This window comes from Chryseobacterium antibioticum, assembly GCF_012927325.1.
GTDB lineage: Bacteria > Bacteroidota > Bacteroidia > Flavobacteriales > Weeksellaceae > Chryseobacterium > Chryseobacterium antibioticum.
In genome coordinates, this window is sequence record NZ_JABBGI010000016.1 from 1 (window position 1) to 17,131 (window position 17,131).

The window sequence follows — 17,131 nt, forward strand, 5'->3', positions numbered from 1 at the left end:
TTTAATTCCTATAAGACCTCAGAGATCAAACAAAAGAAATATAGGTAAATATAGAGCAAGAGCTAAACCCATAGTCTCTAAAAATCAAAAGGATAGCTTGTGATATTTTACTAACTTAATGACATTGAGCGAGCGTCTTGCTCGTGTCCATCAATAAAAATAAACCACTGTTTTTCACAGTGGTTTTTATTATTTTAGTTTTGAAAGCTTGATATAACCTATGTTGTAGCTATCTTACTTCTAGAAAATAAAAAACTAAATTTACATTAAAGAATATCCATGAAAAAAATAATCTCCCAAATCTTCACCATCGCCCTTTTTTTCACGGTGTTTTCCTGCACCAACTACATAAAACCCATTCACACAGAATCAGTATCTGGTTCCGAAAATATAACCAGAAAATTAATTTTTCAGGATGGCGCTCTGGATGTCAATTTTTATGGAGATTATATATTTGATAAGGTCGACAAAAATTTCATCTTTTTTACCGATAAAGATATCAGCGGTATACTCGGTAACCTTAAAGAGAAGCCCTCTTCACAGATCCTTTTTACTTATACCAAATCCAGTATTTACAACAATATGTTGGCGTTCTATTATGCAGAAAAAACTTTAGCAGATGTAAAGAAGAACTTCTTCATCCAAACCTCGAAAAAAGAAATGCAGAACGGGCTTTTGTATGTCTATGAATACAAAGGCTACTACGTGATGGAATTCTACAGACAGGAAGAAAAAGGGATAGTTCGTTTTATTTCAATCAATAATTCAGCAAAACAATCTGTTGATAAATGCAGACTGGAAAACAACAATGTATTTTTTGATATCAATCCCCAACTTTGGAATGAATTATAGTAATTGGTATTGGTTTTATATCCAATTTAAGGGAAATAATTAGCTTTAAACATAGTTATAGCCATTTTGTTTATTATATTTGTTAGACCATCACACAAAATCCTATTGCCATGAAAAAGTTCTTTTTAGCCGTTCTCGGTATTCTTGTTATTGTAGTTGCCGTACTCTTAATCAAAACCTACACGTATCCTTTTAAAAAGAATACGGTAGGAACTTCTGAAGGATGGAAACCTGTAAAGAATGATTCTGCATTAATGCGCTTTTCGGGTGGTCTAAAGATCCCAACAGTTTCTACAGGAAGCCTGGGTGAGTTCCATTATGCACCTTTCGATCGGTTTAAAGAATACCTGAAAACATCGTATCCTTTGGTGTATCAGCATACCGAAAATACCGAAGTCAATACCCATGCATTAGTTTTCAGGCTTAAAGGGAGCGATCCGAAGCTGGAACCTGTTCTTTTTCTTTCTCATATGGATGTCGTACCGCCGGGACATGCCAATGTTAAAAGTAAAGAACAAAATATTTTCAGACCCAGTGACAAACCGTTGCCTCCCGTTTCCAAAGTAGCAGAAGACTGGGATTTTGAACCCTTTTCAGGAAATGTGGCCAATGGAAGAATCTACGGCAGGGGAGCCATCGACATGAAGGGAATGTTATTCTCTCTAATGGAATCCATGAATACAATGATTAAAAGTAAAACCGTTCCTAAACGAGATATTTACTTGGCTTTTGGTTTTGATGAAGAAGTAGGAGGACAAAAAGGAGCGATACAGATTGCAGATTATTTTAAGAAAAAAGGATTAAGGTTTGATGCAGTCTACGATGAAGGAGGATTGATCATGCAAAAAGGAAACGTGGCAGGAATAAATTCCGATGTAGCCGTAGTAGGCTGTGCTGAAAAAGGCTTTTTATCAGCTAAAATCAAGGTCAAAGGGCTTGGCGGACATTCCTCCATGCCTCCGATGGAAAGCGCAATAGGAAAAGCTGCGGTCATCATGCAGCGTCTCGAAGATCATCAGATGAAACCTACCATAACTCCGCTCATCAAGAACTTTTTTGATAATATCGGTGGAGGTATGCCATTTTTCAACAGACTTGCTATTGCCAACCAATGGCTGCTGAAACCTGTTCTTTTATCCCAGCTTACAAAAAATAATACCACCAATGCATTGGTAAGAACCACAACTGCTCTGACGATGATGAAAGGAAGTGACGGAACCAACGTCCTTTCTCCAGAAGTGGAATTTGTCGTTAATTTCAGACTTCTTCCCGGCGATACTGTCAAAGAAGTTCGCGAACATATTGCAAAGGCCACAGAAGGTTTTGATGTTGAGGTTGAAGAGATTGATAATACAAGAGAAGCTTCCGCAGTTTCCCCAACCCATACAAAAGCTTACCGATTAATAGAAACCGGAGTCAACGAGATTTACCCCGGGGCGATTGTTACGCCGTATCTTACCATGGCCGGTACCGACGCCTACAAATACCAGATCGTAAGTAAAAATATCTACAGGTTTATGCCCATCAAGATCAACAGTTCAGAACAGCAGAGCATCCACAGCACCAATGAATACATCAGCATCGAAAACTACCTGAAGATGATCCACTACTTTGAATACATGATGAAGAATTATGACAAATAATTTCAGGGTACGGGATGGGAGTTAGAGAGTCGGAGAGTTTGAGTGTCTTAGAGTTTCGGGATTCGGGGGTTAAAGTAGGAATCGCTATTTTGTATTTCGGAATCTTAAAAGTTAACCGTTGCTGTATACAGGTTTAAATAATTGGTTTAAGTCTTATGATCACCCTTAGTCTTAGTCTCACCAGAAATCTCATGTCTGAAATCTGAAATCTTGATTCTTGACTCTTGCATCTTGACTCTCAAAAAAAAATAACACGTCAAGTTTTGTCGCATTACCGCTATAGCTTTGTCCTATCAAAATTACAGAGCTATGGAATTGCCGTTTTACTTAACATTTAAAGAATTTGAAAGCCATTATTACGATACCCTTGAACAATGGTTTGAAGAATATCACAACGCGAGTGAGATCGATTTTCTCAAAGCGCTTGCAGATCAGTACAGCCCTTATCTGTATTACAGTTTTGCGGATGACAGACTTCTGGCTGATGCTTCTATGGAGATCAAAGACTGTTTTTTTCCTTACCATGAAAAGATCGGGATCTCTTTCTGTACCAGTTGTGAAAATGGAAAATATCCTAAGACTTCCAAAAGTATGAACCATATATTTGAATGGAAAACCATTACCATGATGGAATACGCTCAGCATATTCTGGATAAGGTCAACAGGCATCTGTTAAAAAATAGCAGTTCTTTAGAGGCAAATAAAACAATTCTGGATTATATCAATGATCGTGAGATTATCACCAAACGGGAAGGAGCCGGATATTGTGTCAATTATAGCAGACATCAGGCTGCGGTTCCATTTTTAAAGGCTTATCTTCCTTACTACGGGCAGACTGTAAATATGGCAGTGTATAGAGACTTTATTTTTTCTGTAGCGCAGATCGCAGAATATATCGACAGAAAGCTAAGATCAGTTCAGGCTTTTGAACATACTATTTATGCTAAATTAAAATCAGAAGCAAAATTCAGAGTGCAGATGAGCCACCAGTTTTTGACGATCTGTAATTAAAATTGTACACCAACCATTCATATTTAAATTATATTGCCGGAAGACTTTCATCAGTCTTTCAAACAAATCCTGACAGCAATGCCAGGATTTTGTTTAATTTTAGGCTACTTTTATATCCCAAAGCAATATAACTTAAAGCCTGTTTTTTACCCAAACAATCCAGCTGCCTTCTAACTCCAAAAGCCGACCAGAAAGCGGCATTGGCATCTCCAAGACCTGGTGGGCTGATCTGCGCTTTGACAGACCCACCCATAAAGATGAGTAAAAATACCGTGATAATAATTTTTTCTATCCTGAACATCCTCTGAAATTTCTTGAGGAGTATTTTAGATATCTGCTCAACAAAATGATAGGACTGAATGATACTTGATACCATGAAACGATAATTGATCATAGCGAATGTAGATCCTTTCTTCCTTAAATAATTATGCAAATGATTGTAATACTGTTGAGAAACAGGACAAAGTAAATATGGGATTTAGGAATATTTTAGGAATAGAAAAGCCTGCTTACAATCAGTAGGCTGTCAATGTTTTATTTTTCTATTTTGTTGGCCTTTTTTCTTCCTCAGGAGTTAATGAGGTCTCTGCTTTTAAAACAAAATCCCGATCAAAAATGACCGGGAACTTTTTATCAACGCAGATAATTATTGTTTCATTACTCCAGAGTCTTTTAATTTTAACAGTAGACTATTAAAATCATTTCGAAGAGATGTTACGTCAATTGCTATTGAATCAGATTGGTTTTCTGATTTTGCAATAGGCAGATTGATAATTAACGGTTGCGTATTGGTATCATAATAAGCTGAAATATTCACAGGGAAATCATCAGTGTATTTTCCAAGTACCTCAATGACAATGTCTAAATTCCAATAATTAGGATTATTAACTGCATCAGCTTCACTTTGTTTGAAGGTAATGGTAGATTTATTATTCTTTGTATAAACGCCTGTTGAAACGGGAAGTTTTTTGAAATCATCCAAAGTACCGGTATAACTGATCGGTTTTACATCTGAAACAGACATGATTTCTTTCTTTAAATTAGTTGAATCAGCGTCATACCAGTATCCTCTGGTGGTTACTTGTACAAAAAGATCTCTTGCATCAAAATTTGAAGTAAGCGCATCAAAAGTAATATCAATATATTTTCCTGACGGAATTCTTTCTACCGTAAAACTTTTTATTAATTTATCTCCTTTTGCTCTCTCAGCCACAGAAACCATGGGTGATATTCCTTCAATTTCTATTTTATTATTGTAAGCTTTTTTAAAGAAGGCTTCAATATTGGTGTAAATAAGGCTTGGATTTATAGGAGCATTGATAACGAATTCATCTGTATTACGGAATGTATTATCATAAAACTCCAATTGTCTGTCCTGATCACCGAATATGAAGAAGAAGTTGTCTTTAGATGCCAGATTTTGGAACGTGTTGTTATAAACCTTTACTCCATCTTTATGATTTCCGATGATTACACTTCCTTTTACCCCATTGGCAATAGGTGTAGTTCCGGCATCCCGTGAAATATAGTTATCATAAACAAGCGTTTCTCTGCATTTATTGTTTTTATAGTGTGCATAGTGGCAGTCAATCGATAAAGTAAAATCAAATGTCGGACTCAGATAAATTTTGTTTCCAAAGAAGTGTTCACCGCCACCGCCTAGCCATATCTGTGAGTCATAAAAGTTGTTGTTATAAATAGTGTTATTACAGCTTAAAGCGAGTATATCCGGAGCAACAGCGAAATGATTATTTTTAAAAACGCATTTTGTAACTGTGGCATCATGAGTTCCGTAATGTAAGGCTAAACCGTCTCCTAAATTATTTTCAAGTAAAACACCCTCTACAACTGTGTCACTACTACCTCGTCCAAAATTTGACATAGTACCCTCTTCAATATCAATACCGTCTTTAGGAGATGTTCCATAAGTTTTTCCGGTATTGGTATAAGAACCCCCTACTATTTTAAATCTTTTACTATTGACAACAGAACATCCCTGTCTGTAGCTATTATCAGAATGGCAGTTTCTTAAAATACCGTCTTCATTCCAATCGTTTACAGGAGGATTATTAAAAAGTTCATCAGAAGTAATCGTAAAACCATCCATACACGTATTATCTGATCGGCAATCTACAAATTCATATTTTTTTGATGAACTGATTTTAAATCCGGATTGATTATTGTAACCCGACGGATCACCGCCGTTTGGTTTTCTTGTATCTTTAGATCCGTCATAATTAAGATTAATAACCTTAAAATTTTGACATCTTAAAAATTCAAAACCACGCGTATTGGCAATAGGTGCATTATCAGGATGAGCCATAATTAATGCTCCGTTTCCATAAATTGTAAAATCCGATTTGTCTTTAAAGCTATAAAAAATGGGGGTACCTATATCTACTAACCCACTGTAAAAACCCTTAGCATCTAATTTATATCTATCATAAGTTCCATCTCCCTGTAAGTATTTTGCATTCTCAAATACTACTATAAAGTCCTTTTCCGGAAGGAAATCAATCATTCTTCTGATGGCGGGAGCATCATTGGTAACTCCATCTCCTAAAGCTCCAAATCTTTTGACATAAACAGTTCGGTTGCATAGCCAATCAATATCTACATAAAAATCAGCGCCTTTTTTTCTATAAATAATTCCATCGGCTAAATTTGAGGCCATAGGAGAGCCATCGTGCCAGGTGGTTGTTTTTTGAAAGTTTACATTTTCTTTTGTGTAGCTGTCTACTAATTGTACTACATTGTCATTAGGAAATGGACTTCCCAATCCAAAAAAATCTTCAGTGTAAATCATTTTGTTCTTTGGTTTAATTATTAAATTGATTACAAACTCTTGCAAGACATCTGTTATTGATCTAATACAAAACTAACTGAAGACAACGCCAAAACTTGACGTAATAAAAACTTGTTCGTCAGAAAAAAAAAAGTCTTAAGTATAAAACTTAAGACTTTTACTTGCAGAGAGGAAGGGAAAACCACCTATTCTTTAAATCTCTTTATTCATCGACATTTTCTCAAATTGAAGTCCGGCTACTCACCGAATTACTCACTTTGAAAATGTAGGTTTTTGATTCGTTTTGCAAGTCAAATATAACAAATTCTTTTGTATTTTAAGGAATAAATATTGAAGTTTTCTTGAAGTTAGAATTGGGTTTTTATTCAAAATTGTAAGACCTTCTGCTTATAATAAGCTCAATGACGCAAGGTTCGAGAAATTCTTTGACAGTGTATCGCTTATTCAGTATTCATTAATATAGAAAAGTAGGTATTCTGATTGTAAGGGATTTTTTGAAGACTCTAATATTCTAAGTTTTAGTTTTCCTTTTATTCAATACATCTGCCATTGAGCGTAACGATAACTTTGACAGATCTATATCCCATAGAGTCTCATTTTCATTAACTATCCATAGTGTTCTGTCATTCAGATCAAATTCTTCAACAAAACAATAGTAAAGCATTCTTGGAAGTCTTTTTTCAAATCGTCCTTCATTCGTACGCAGATTAAAATAAAGATAAGAAGAATCCGATTTTTTAAATTTCAAAGATAGAATCTGTTCCTCTTCATAAAATTCAGCACCAGATCTCCATCCAATCAAACGCTTTACCCTGCCTTTATTAGATATGACATATTTACTTTCAAAGCCTGGTAATGGTCTCCAAGATTCATCCAGTAAATCTCTTAAATTTAAATCGAAAACGGCTGGAGGACTCTTTTTATTAATCCGAGGTTTATCTAGTTTTTCCCAAAGAGAATTGTTGAATACTTCTTTGGAATTAAGTACCGTCCTTACCTTAGTAGCATACTGTTTATTTCTTTCAGTAAGGATGTTAGTAACAGACTGTAATGTCAGTTTCGAAATATCTATGTCCCATTGTGGATCATTTTTGTTTACGATCACCAGATTCCTGTCTTTAAGATCAAACTTTTCAATAAAACAATAATAAAGCATTCGGATAATGGCTATATTGTAGCTTCTTCCATTACAGCTTATTTTAGTGTAAAGAAAATATTTTTCACTACCGGACTTTTGTACAAAGAGCGAGATAATATTCTCTTTCCAAAAAGTTTGGCTTATACTCTGCGTCCAGGTATTCATTCTCTTTATTCTTCCTTTATTGGAAATGGCAAAATATGGCTCAAGATCAGGAAACGGTTTCCAATTTTCTCCGGGAAGATCTTTTAACGATAAATTCATACAGGCCGGAGGATTGCTTTCATCAATTAGTGGCTGCCCGAGCCTTTTCCACAGACTTGTATTGAGTATCTTTTCTGGTTTACTTTTTCCCTCCGGTATAAAATCTTTTTTACCGGGCTTATATTCTTTTTTAAACCACAGAAATTTTCCTGCGGTAATATTTTTTTTATTGAGTACTGATAGAATATGAGGAGGATAAATTCCCAAAGTTTCACTAGCTGCATAAATACTTTCGTAAGAAGCTACAAAATCTCCATCAACAGTATATTGGCTAACTGCCTGCTGATAATTCCCTTTCTTCCCCCTACCGGTACTCAGTGACTTACTATGCAGCTTGCTCACTGTTAATTTCTCCAAATTGCTAAAATGTACATTAAACCGATTATCATCTTTAAAAGATATAAGAAATGAATGATCATCCATATCAAATTTTTCAACAAAATGATAATACACCAAGCGCGCTACTGATTTTCCGTATGACCTCCCTTCAATACAAAGGTTACATCTCACACTATAAAAATGAGCATTTAAATATTTATTAAAATATCTACAGACTTGTAGTTTCATAATTCTATCAAGAAGTTTATGTTCTCCTCCATAAGAATTTACAAAACTTCGTTCCAGACTTTTTACCCGGCCATGATTAGAAATAGCATAGTTTTCAAAACCTTCTATCAGCTTCCACTCTTCACCCGGAAGATCTTTCAGAGAAAGATTGGAAAGAACTTTGTTTACATATTCATCTTCTAATTCAGTAGATAATTTCATTCGTCGGAAAATTTTATTGTAAATTATTTTGATATAATCCAATAACTAATTTAACACGAAATTTTATAAGATCAAAAATATCTCTAGCGTTAACTATAATAAAGTAGATAACCTTGGCCGGGGATGGTGCAGGTATCAGTCCTTTAAGGATTACAAAGGGGGCCATTACAGATTTTCAGGAGTTGGAAACATTGGTAAAGGATATACTCTAGTATATTCATACATTGAAAGATTAAAAAAAACACATAATTAGTTCATCAAATGAGATTTTATGAATTTCCAAAAATGTAAAAAATAATATAGGATAGCTTGATAGAAGTGCAAAGAAAAAAAACCTTAACTTCATGAAAATAGCGAGAAATAAATGGAAACTCTTGCAGAAGAGCAAAAAATCCTTACTTTTGGAAGTAAGGACAATATCGAATAACTGACAAATATTTTATAACTAAACTGTCAGATCAAGTCGTGGCTATTACAAATAAGTTTTTTTTATTTTCCCCTAAAACGGAAACAAGTAATTTATTAGAGGAATATTTAAGTGTTGTTTATCTTAATCGTTATATCCTGCCTGTATAGTTCATTGAAAACTTCATTATAAACATCTTTAAGCTTGGAACTTTTGTCATATTGATGTAATGCCTCTTTGTAATAATATCTGGCAGAATCTTTTTTACCTAGTTTTTCAAATACTTCAGCTTTATGAAAGTATGCTTCTGAAAATTTAAATCCCTTTGTTTTTAAAGATTTATCAAGCTGTTGTAATGCTTCATTATAAAGGTTTAACTTTTCAAGCAGCGTTCCATAATTTACGTGTACAATAGAATTTATAGATAGGGTAGTGCTGTCAGCTGTCTGAAAATATTTTTCATAGTATTCCCTAGATTTGTCATACTTTCCTAATCCTTGATATGAAATAGCAAGAAGATAATTAATATTTTCTCCTTGTACATCATCTACAATATTTGGGGTTAAAGTGTCAAACCTCTCTAAATCAATAATTGCCCCTTTATAATCTTTAAGCTTCTCTAATTTCATCCAACCTCTATAACCTAAATGTCTTTTCGGGTTCAATAATACAGCTTTATCGAGTAATTTAAACCCATCATAGTAAAGTCCTCTTTTATTATAAGCAACAGATTGCTCATGATATGCATCTGAATAATCAGGATATTGCTTTGTTAAAACTTTAAACATAAATTGCGAAAGTTGAGTTCCTTGTAAATTTTCTGCTATTACGAATCTTCTATCTTTATTAAGGAAAAATATGATGAAAATCAGCAAAATAATAATTCCTGTAAATAAAACCAAAAACAACGATTTTATTATAATTTTAATTCTAGAATATATCAATGACTTTTCCATTTTCAATTTTACACGTTATTTGATAATATGAATTAACCTTTTTCTCATTAACCTTTCCAATTTCCCAATTATGCAGAGAACGAACTATTTTTAATAAGTCTTTTTCTTCATGATTGTCCAGTTTTATATTTTGATAGTTTTCATCAATACAAAAAAATCTGAATCTATCCGTCGCACCTTCATAATTAATTAAAAACCTAATGATAATCCAACCATTATGTATAGTTGTTAATTTAGGTATTTTAGTCATAAAAGAATCCCTAATGGCCTTTCTTTCTCCTTTATATTTTGTATTTGCCTGATAATACTGATAGGTGATGCCTTTTGTATGAAAGTCAGGATTATCAGTCTTTTTATTCACTGAAATATCCCCAATTTCATTTGCAATGCTAAAGATTATAAATATTAAAAGAGCAATACAAATTAAAAAAGAAATAAACAATGCTCTATTGAGTATTTTCATAAAATGCTTTTAATATAGTCAATATACTTTTTTTGTTAGTCCCATCAAAACAGTATCCACTCCTGAATTAATATAATTCTAAATAACAATCTATATAATCAGTATTTAATCTCAGACTACAATTCAACAATGTATATAATGAAAAACCTGTCAAGAATGGAAAAGCAGGAGAGTAATTCCTGCTTTATTCTAAGAGAATACTCCGAGGCTCTGCCTCGGGGTCAGAGAGGAAAAGTTTGAAAAACGGATGGTTTTTCAAAACATTTTGAAAAAGTGTAAATTTGATAGATGGACGATGATCATATAAAGAAAAGTCATAATAAAACATTGCTTTTGTACCATATCGTTTTTCCCGTGAAATATAGAAATTCAGTTATAACAGAAGAAGTAGGGAATGGGTTGAAAAATATTTGTCTTGATATTTCTGCACGATATGAGATTAATTTTTTGGAAATAGGTTATGAAGAAAACCATGTTCATTTTTTAATTCAGGGTGTCCCTATGTTGTCAATTAGTGAAATTTGTATGAAAGTAAAGAGTACAACTGCAAAAGAAATTTTCAGAAGATTTCCAGAAGTTAAATCAAAATTATGGGGTGGTAATTTTTGGACAAGTGGGTATTATGCTAACACAGTTGGTCAATATGGCAACAAAGATGTTATAAAAAAATATATTGAGAATCAAGGAAAAGAAATAAAGTATCAAAAAGTGTATAGCGGACAACTTACACTTTTTGACGACTAATACTTCGGGGCTCTGCCCCGAGGTAGTTTATTCTTTAATTTATGAATGACTAGAAACGGTATTTTACAGAGGCTAATAAATATCTTGGAACTAATTGAATTCTTGATGTAAAATTAGTATAATTATTTAAAGCCGTATAGACATATTCTTTTTCATTTAAAATATTATTGAATATTATACGATAAGAAAATTTACTGTCAATAGGGTTGTAGCTTAGAACTAAATTGTTAAAAGAATATTTTTGAGAGAAAATAAAATATAATGAATTGTTAGATTCTGCTAATAATGTTTTTGATATTTTATAATTGACATTTAAAAATAAATCTTTTGTAATATTCGTATTTTTTATATCATTAAAAGTAGTTTGATTATAATTATATGAAAATCCGAAGTCAAAGTTTACAGGAATTTTAAAATATGTCGTAGCTGAATACTTTATCTTGTTTGTGTAACCTTTAGAAGTTGAGAAGTTATTCGAATTAACATTTACAGGATTGGAATTCCAAATATTGTTAGTCTCAATTCTTGATGAAATATTTAGCTTACGAATGTAATTAGTAAAGCTGAAATTAAAATTATAGCTTTCACCCCCAAAGGTCTGTTGAAGAGAGTTGAAACTGAAATCATTTGTTATTATATTTTCAGTATTGAGTATTGATTTAGATTTTAAGTAAAACATGTTAGTATTGATTGAAAATCGTTTGTCATCAATATATATGTAATAAGCAAAAGAGGCAATAGTGTTCTTTAATGGGGTCTGATAGTTTGTTCCTCTCGAAAAAGAACGATAATCGGTTAGCTGATAATCATCTGTTAACTGATTAATTTCAGGTAAGGTACTGTTTTCAGAATAAGACAAAGTAAAACTGCCTAACTTTGTTTTTTTTATATTTAAATAGATAGAAGGATTTATCAAGAAAATATTTTTGTGAATGTCATTGTAATTATAATTGATATTTTGTAAGCTAATATTTCCTGTTATATCAAATGTTTTTGAAAAATTAAATCGAATCGAATTGTCAGAAATTACTTTAAATTGATTTAGTTTAACATGATTGTTGTAATCAGTAGATAAAAATTCATTATCTGATAATAATTTATTATTAAACAATTCACTATTGTATTCTGCCTGTAAACTGTTTGTTACGTCAAGTCTTTTTAGTTTAGTAATTAATTTACTTTTAATCCCTGAATACAAAATATTATTACCCGCAGTTTGTAATAGCTTGCTATCGGAGTTTAAATTTAAAAAAGAGTTTAATAATGGTGAAAATATAGTTGTCTTTTCATTTACTCTATCACTTCCAAAATAAAAATAATTATTGAGGACTTTATTAGATGATAGCTCGTAAGTATGATTAAAATGGTTGTAAAAAGTAGAATTTTTTGATTTTGAGGATTGATTAATATTTTCAGAATTAAAAATTAAATCATCACTTGTTTTATTGGGATTGTCTTTAAAAATAAAAAGATTGGTTATATAGTTTTTATCGTTGGGATAATATTTTAATTCGAGTTCTGCTGAAGCTAATGTTTTTCTGTTATTGTAAAAATTATTTTCTGTATATGATATAGGATTATTATTTTCAATATTCAATACTGTTTCGGAAAAAGAATTTTGTTTTTGTTTATCATAAGTCAGATAGATAACACCTCGCAAAGATAAATTCTCTTTAAGTTTGCTTGTAAAACTTAATGAATTTAAAAAAGCATTATTAAAACTACTTTGCGTTTTAGCAAAAAACTGAGGTTCATTATTGGCAATGCTGTATAGAGATTTTGTTTTATATTCAAAACGGTCATTTCCGAATTGATTGTTTTCCAATACATTAGTTGTTATTAAATCTGTTGCTTTCTCGCCAAGATTATTATAATCTCCAAAATAGAATAGTTTAATTTTCTTTTTTAATAATCCTAAATTTAGACTTTCTTTCCATCGGTTTTCAGATAATACACCACTTCCTAAGGTGACATTTCCAAACCAAACGTTTTTAAGCCCTTTTTTTAATTTCAGATTGATAGCAACCTTGTCTGAGTTGTTTAATTTTTTTAAAATAGGGTTGTCCTCAAAATTATCTATAATTTGGACTTCATCTAAGGTTTTAGAATCAAGATTTTTAGATAATAATTTGTAATTTTTATCCAAAAGGTCTTCTCCTTCAACGAGAAGTTTTTCAATCTTTTTTCCGTGAGCTTTAATAGAACCATCATTTAAAACTTCAATGCCAGGTAGTTTTTTTAAAATATCTTCTACCGTCTGTTCTGTCTTATTTCCAAAACTTGCTACCCTTATAGATGTAGTATCTTGATTTATTTTTACCTTTTTCCCTTCAAGTATTACTTCTTTTATCGTTTCAATTTTATCTTCAAGTACAATATCTTTTAATAGTGCAGATTCGGGGTTAATTTTAATTTCTTTAGGTACATGGTCTAAACTAGATACTTTTAATGTTATCACACCACTAATTCCCTTTTTATCAAAGTTTAAATTATAATAACCCTTTTCATCAGAAAAAGAATAAGCAATTGTTTCGTCATTATTATCCAATATTAAAACAGAAGCACTTTCAATGCCTCTGTTTTGATTATCTGTTACTTTTCCTTTTATTAGAATTTCCTGTGAAAATGAAAATGAAAATACAAAAAAAAGAATAATAGAAAATATTTTTTCAGTCTTATTCACACTCAACAAACATATCTGATATTTTAACTCCTTCTAGCTGTATTTCAGGATAGCTTTGTTTAGCGATTCTGTTTTTTTCTATAAGCCTATCAAGTTGGTCTTTTTGGAATTTTTTAAATTCTGTATATGTTAAAAATTTCTCTTTTACAGGGATGTCTAAGTACTTTGTTTCTTCTTTCGTATTTGAAGGATATTCAATATTTTTTGCGTTCCAATATACAAACTTGCCTGTATCATATGCTTCAAGAATTAATCCAGGTAGTCCTTGCAGTTTCCACGGACCATAAGGCAATGGAATTGCAGACGTAAACCATGCGGTATAGTTTCTCCCTCTAAAATTAGCTGTTGCTATTTTACAGGTGAATTTTCCTATTTTTTTTGTTTCTTTTCCTATCTTCCAATTGATTGTAGGTGTGATTTCCTTTACATAAACTTGTTTTTTGTATAACAAATTAGACCACATTGTTTTTTTTGCCAAATGATTAACTACTTGATCTCCCTCTTCACTCATTTTAGTACCATTGTAGATTGCGCCTCCTCCTTCTTCATTCGTAAATGTTTTTTGTTCAGACCTGTCAGCCGCTTTTTCTAAACTTTCTTTTGCGGTAACATAATAAGATGATTGTTTATTAAAGACCAAATACGATTCACTTTCAGGTGCTTTAGCATTTCCAATGGAAAGAGCGTGAAAATACCCATATCTTACAAATCCTTTTTGCGAAAAGCAAAAGATTGAAAGTAATATAAAATTGATTAAAAATATTTTTTTCATAATAATAAATTTTAAAGGCTCTATAAAATAAATTATAGAACCTTTATTTAATATCTTAGCTGCACATTACATGAGCAATTTCATTTGCTCTAGTTTGTGAACAATCACATGTGAAAACACCTCCCATACTACCGTCAGCACATAATGCCCTCCATACTTGAGGTTTTACAAGTGTAGAATTCTCTTTTTTTACATTATTGTTTAATGTTGTAAATGAACTCAAAGCTAAAATGCTTCCTGTTATTATTGATAATACTGTAATTTTTTTCATAGTAAAATTTTTAATTAGTTACACATTAGATCTGCAATGCGCTGTACCTGACCTGAGCTGCAATCACACATAAAAGCACCTGCATAACTTCCGTCAGCACAATATACATAGTATCCTTGAGGTTTAATAGGTTTTGTTTCTCTATTTACTGTTGTAAATGAGCTCAGAGTAAAAGTGCTTAAAGCTACTACTGATAATAAGGCTAATTTTTTCATTTTGTTAATGATTTAAATTTAATGATTTTTTATTATATAATCCATGACATGGTAGTAACAAATAACATTTCATATTTATATTTATACTGCGCACATACAAAAAAATAAATTGTTGTGTTTTTTGTTGGAACAAATATGCATAAGTATGTATGACTAAAAAAGTAAATCACCTATAGATTCAAGAATTTATATCTATAAATTCTTGAATCTATGTTATTTAATATACTGAAAAACAATTAATTAAGATGTTTTTGTTTTTTTATTCTTGTGATCTGTCAATCTCTTTAATATATACAGTAAGAGGAGTTCCTGTCTTTTTTTTGAAGGCTAAAGCAAATGCCTGTTCATTATTATATCCAAGTTCTTCTGCAATAGCAGATAATTTATAGGAACGGAATTTTTTATCTTTGGCTAATTTTTTTATAGCATAATCTATACGCAAATCATTCAAATAAGTTGCAAAGTTTTTTCCCTTATAAATATTAATAATTTCAGATAAATATCGAGTATTTGTTTTTACCCTTTTTGCGACATTATTTAAAGTAATTCCTTTTTGGAGAAAGAGCTCTTTTGCCTCAAAAGAATTTAGCTCTTTTAATATGTTTTGTGCTATGTCTTCAGAAGTAAGTCTAATTATTTTAGGTTCTGTATTTTCAAATTGCATTAAATTAGATGAAATATCATCAAATTCATCTTTGATAATTAATACATCAACTTTATTATATACAGACTGAACTAATTCTTGAGCAATTTTTTTATTTTTCTTCTCAGATTTATAATACAAGTAAAGGACTAAAAAAAGAATCAAAATTAATATACAAATAGAAAAATAAAGAACAATTTTTCTATTTTCGAGTTCAGAAATAATTTTTGCTTTTTCATTGATCAGATTGGGAGTATCATATCTTCTGGGAAGCTCTCTTGATATATATCTAAACCGAGAATCAAGCTGTTTGTCTATTTTTAAAAAGCGGTCAATATAATAAAGTTGTTTTTCTTTATCATTTTTTTCTTTATAATATTCTATAAGATAAGGATATACTTCTCGAAGCTCAGGGAAAGTGTTATGCGTCTTTTGAACAGTTGAATCTATTGCTATAAAATTCTTAACAGCTTTCTCTTTTTGACCTAAACCGGCATATGATTGCCCAAGATATAATGTTGCATAATTTATGCTTAAAGCATCTGATTGTGCATCAATAAAATACTTTTTAGATTGTTTTAAATTGTCAATAGCTATTTGGTAATTTTTTAATTTTAAATTATATAAGCCAAATATTGATAAATATTGATTATAACGATAAATATTATTATTTTTTGATAATTGCAAACCCTCTCTAATGAGTACTTTAGCAGAGTCCATTTTTTGAATATCTAAATAAGTACTTGTTAAGTTTAAGTGAATGTCAGCAAGTTCGCTCTCACTAAGATATGGAGCATTATATAGATAATATTTCAATTTTTTTACTGCTTCATAGTGCTTCCCAATATAGTTATTCAAATATGCAATACTAATTTCTGCAAAAGCAATCTGGCGCTTATTTCCTTTCTCCTTAGCATACTTTAATCCTAGTATATAATTGTTTAGTGCTTCTTTTTGATGGTCGTACCTAAAATATATGTTCCCCCTCAATAAATAAATACGTGCTGGGTATGTATTTTTTTTAGAATTTCCTGTAAAAGACTGCACACTGTCAAGATATTTTAATGCACTTGAATAAGGTTCATTAAAATGCATTAAAACATAGCCTTCTACAATTTTTTCATTGTTTTTTTCTCTTTTAGCTTTTTGAAGATAGTAATAGCTGATCAAATTTGCGTCCTTTATCCTATCAATACTATTATACTCATAATATTTCGTTTCTAAATCGGAGAATGAATAATTTTTTAGAGAATCAATTTCATTATTTTGTGCTAATAATGCTCTGGAAAATAAAATTAGTAAAAAAAGAAATTTAGTTTTCATCATCAGTTTTCAAATATTCTGTAAAAATATTACTTTAATTCTTGATAATTTTAATGCTTGTCGATTTTCTTCCATAAAGAATTTAATTAATTGAAAATGTGATACTTATGTTGATTTATTCATCTATAAATTCAAGAATCTATAGATGATTTATGTGTATAAGAAGAAAAATA

At 31.2% G+C, this 17,131-nt stretch carries 14 protein-coding genes; 4 read left to right on the forward strand and 10 right to left on the reverse strand.

Annotated features, from left to right (window positions below):
* The first annotated feature begins 279 nt into the window (after positions 1 to 279).
* The 3 genes from HHL23_RS13235 to HHL23_RS13245 all read left to right on the forward strand — a co-directional run bounded on the left by HHL23_RS13235 (position 280) and on the right by HHL23_RS13245 (position 3,506).
* Positions 280 to 852, forward strand: a complete 573-nt coding sequence (locus tag HHL23_RS13235) for a hypothetical protein (RefSeq protein ID WP_169235267.1) — start codon at positions 280 to 282, stop codon at positions 850 to 852.
* Positions 853 to 962: 110 nt separating this feature from the next.
* Positions 963 to 2,495, forward strand: a complete 1,533-nt coding sequence (locus HHL23_RS13240) for a M20/M25/M40 family metallo-hydrolase (protein WP_169235268.1) — start codon at positions 963 to 965, stop codon at positions 2,493 to 2,495.
* Between the two features lie 309 nt (positions 2,496 to 2,804).
* Positions 2,805 to 3,506, forward strand: a complete 702-nt coding sequence (locus HHL23_RS13245) for a hypothetical protein (RefSeq protein ID WP_169235269.1) — start codon at positions 2,805 to 2,807, stop codon at positions 3,504 to 3,506.
* 58 nt (positions 3,507 to 3,564) lie between these two features.
* Here HHL23_RS13245 and HHL23_RS13250 read toward each other — a convergent pair whose 3' ends face one another.
* The 5 genes from HHL23_RS13250 to HHL23_RS13270 all read right to left on the reverse strand — a co-directional run bounded on the left by HHL23_RS13250 (position 3,565) and on the right by HHL23_RS13270 (position 10,307).
* Complete coding sequence (locus tag HHL23_RS13250; RefSeq protein WP_169235270.1) at positions 3,565 to 3,807, reverse strand: hypothetical protein; 243 nt, start codon at positions 3,805 to 3,807, stop codon at positions 3,565 to 3,567.
* Between the two features lie 345 nt (positions 3,808 to 4,152).
* Positions 4,153 to 6,312, reverse strand: coding sequence for a right-handed parallel beta-helix repeat-containing protein (locus tag HHL23_RS13255; RefSeq protein WP_169235271.1), 2,160 nt, complete (start codon positions 6,310 to 6,312; stop codon positions 4,153 to 4,155).
* Positions 6,313 to 6,823: 511 nt separating this feature from the next.
* Positions 6,824 to 8,482, reverse strand: coding sequence for an NUMOD4 domain-containing protein (locus HHL23_RS13260; RefSeq protein ID WP_169235272.1), 1,659 nt, complete (start codon positions 8,480 to 8,482; stop codon positions 6,824 to 6,826).
* 534 nt (positions 8,483 to 9,016) lie between these two features.
* Complete coding sequence (locus HHL23_RS13265; RefSeq protein WP_169235273.1) at positions 9,017 to 9,844, reverse strand: tetratricopeptide repeat protein; 828 nt, start codon at positions 9,842 to 9,844, stop codon at positions 9,017 to 9,019.
* On the reverse strand, positions 9,819 to 10,307 hold the full coding sequence (locus tag HHL23_RS13270) for a hypothetical protein (RefSeq protein ID WP_169235274.1): 489 nt from the start codon (positions 10,305 to 10,307) through the stop codon (positions 9,819 to 9,821). The genes HHL23_RS13265 and HHL23_RS13270 overlap by 26 nt, the downstream gene beginning before the upstream one ends.
* A gap of 288 nt (positions 10,308 to 10,595) precedes the next feature.
* Between HHL23_RS13270 and tnpA the strand changes: the two genes are divergently transcribed.
* A complete protein-coding gene (gene tnpA, locus HHL23_RS13275) occupies positions 10,596 to 11,051 on the forward strand; it encodes an IS200/IS605 family transposase (protein WP_169235275.1) in 456 nt (151 codons plus the stop codon).
* Between the two features lie 49 nt (positions 11,052 to 11,100).
* Here the strand turns inward: tnpA and HHL23_RS13280 are convergent, their stop codons facing one another.
* The 5 genes from HHL23_RS13280 to HHL23_RS13300 all read right to left on the reverse strand — a co-directional run bounded on the left by HHL23_RS13280 (position 11,101) and on the right by HHL23_RS13300 (position 16,961).
* On the reverse strand, positions 11,101 to 13,734 hold the full coding sequence (locus tag HHL23_RS13280; protein WP_169235276.1) for a carboxypeptidase-like regulatory domain-containing protein: 2,634 nt from the start codon (positions 13,732 to 13,734) through the stop codon (positions 11,101 to 11,103).
* The gene (locus HHL23_RS13285; protein WP_169235277.1) at positions 13,727 to 14,506 is read right to left on the reverse strand and encodes a GLPGLI family protein; all 780 of its coding nucleotides are present in this window, start codon (positions 14,504 to 14,506) and stop codon (positions 13,727 to 13,729) included. The genes HHL23_RS13280 and HHL23_RS13285 overlap by 8 nt, the downstream gene beginning before the upstream one ends.
* A 55-nt stretch (positions 14,507 to 14,561) precedes the next feature.
* Positions 14,562 to 14,777, reverse strand: a complete 216-nt coding sequence (locus HHL23_RS13290; protein ID WP_169235278.1) for a hypothetical protein — start codon at positions 14,775 to 14,777, stop codon at positions 14,562 to 14,564.
* 14 nt (positions 14,778 to 14,791) lie between these two features.
* Positions 14,792 to 14,992: a hypothetical protein gene (locus HHL23_RS13295; RefSeq protein ID WP_169235279.1), complete on the reverse strand. Its 201-nt coding sequence runs from the start codon at positions 14,990 to 14,992 to the stop codon at positions 14,792 to 14,794.
* A gap of 259 nt (positions 14,993 to 15,251) precedes the next feature.
* Positions 15,252 to 16,961 carry a helix-turn-helix domain-containing protein gene (locus tag HHL23_RS13300; RefSeq protein ID WP_169235280.1) on the reverse strand — a complete coding sequence of 570 codons (1,710 nt, stop codon included), beginning with the start codon at positions 16,959 to 16,961 and terminating at the stop codon, positions 15,252 to 15,254.
* Positions 16,962 to 17,131 lie beyond the last annotated feature (170 nt).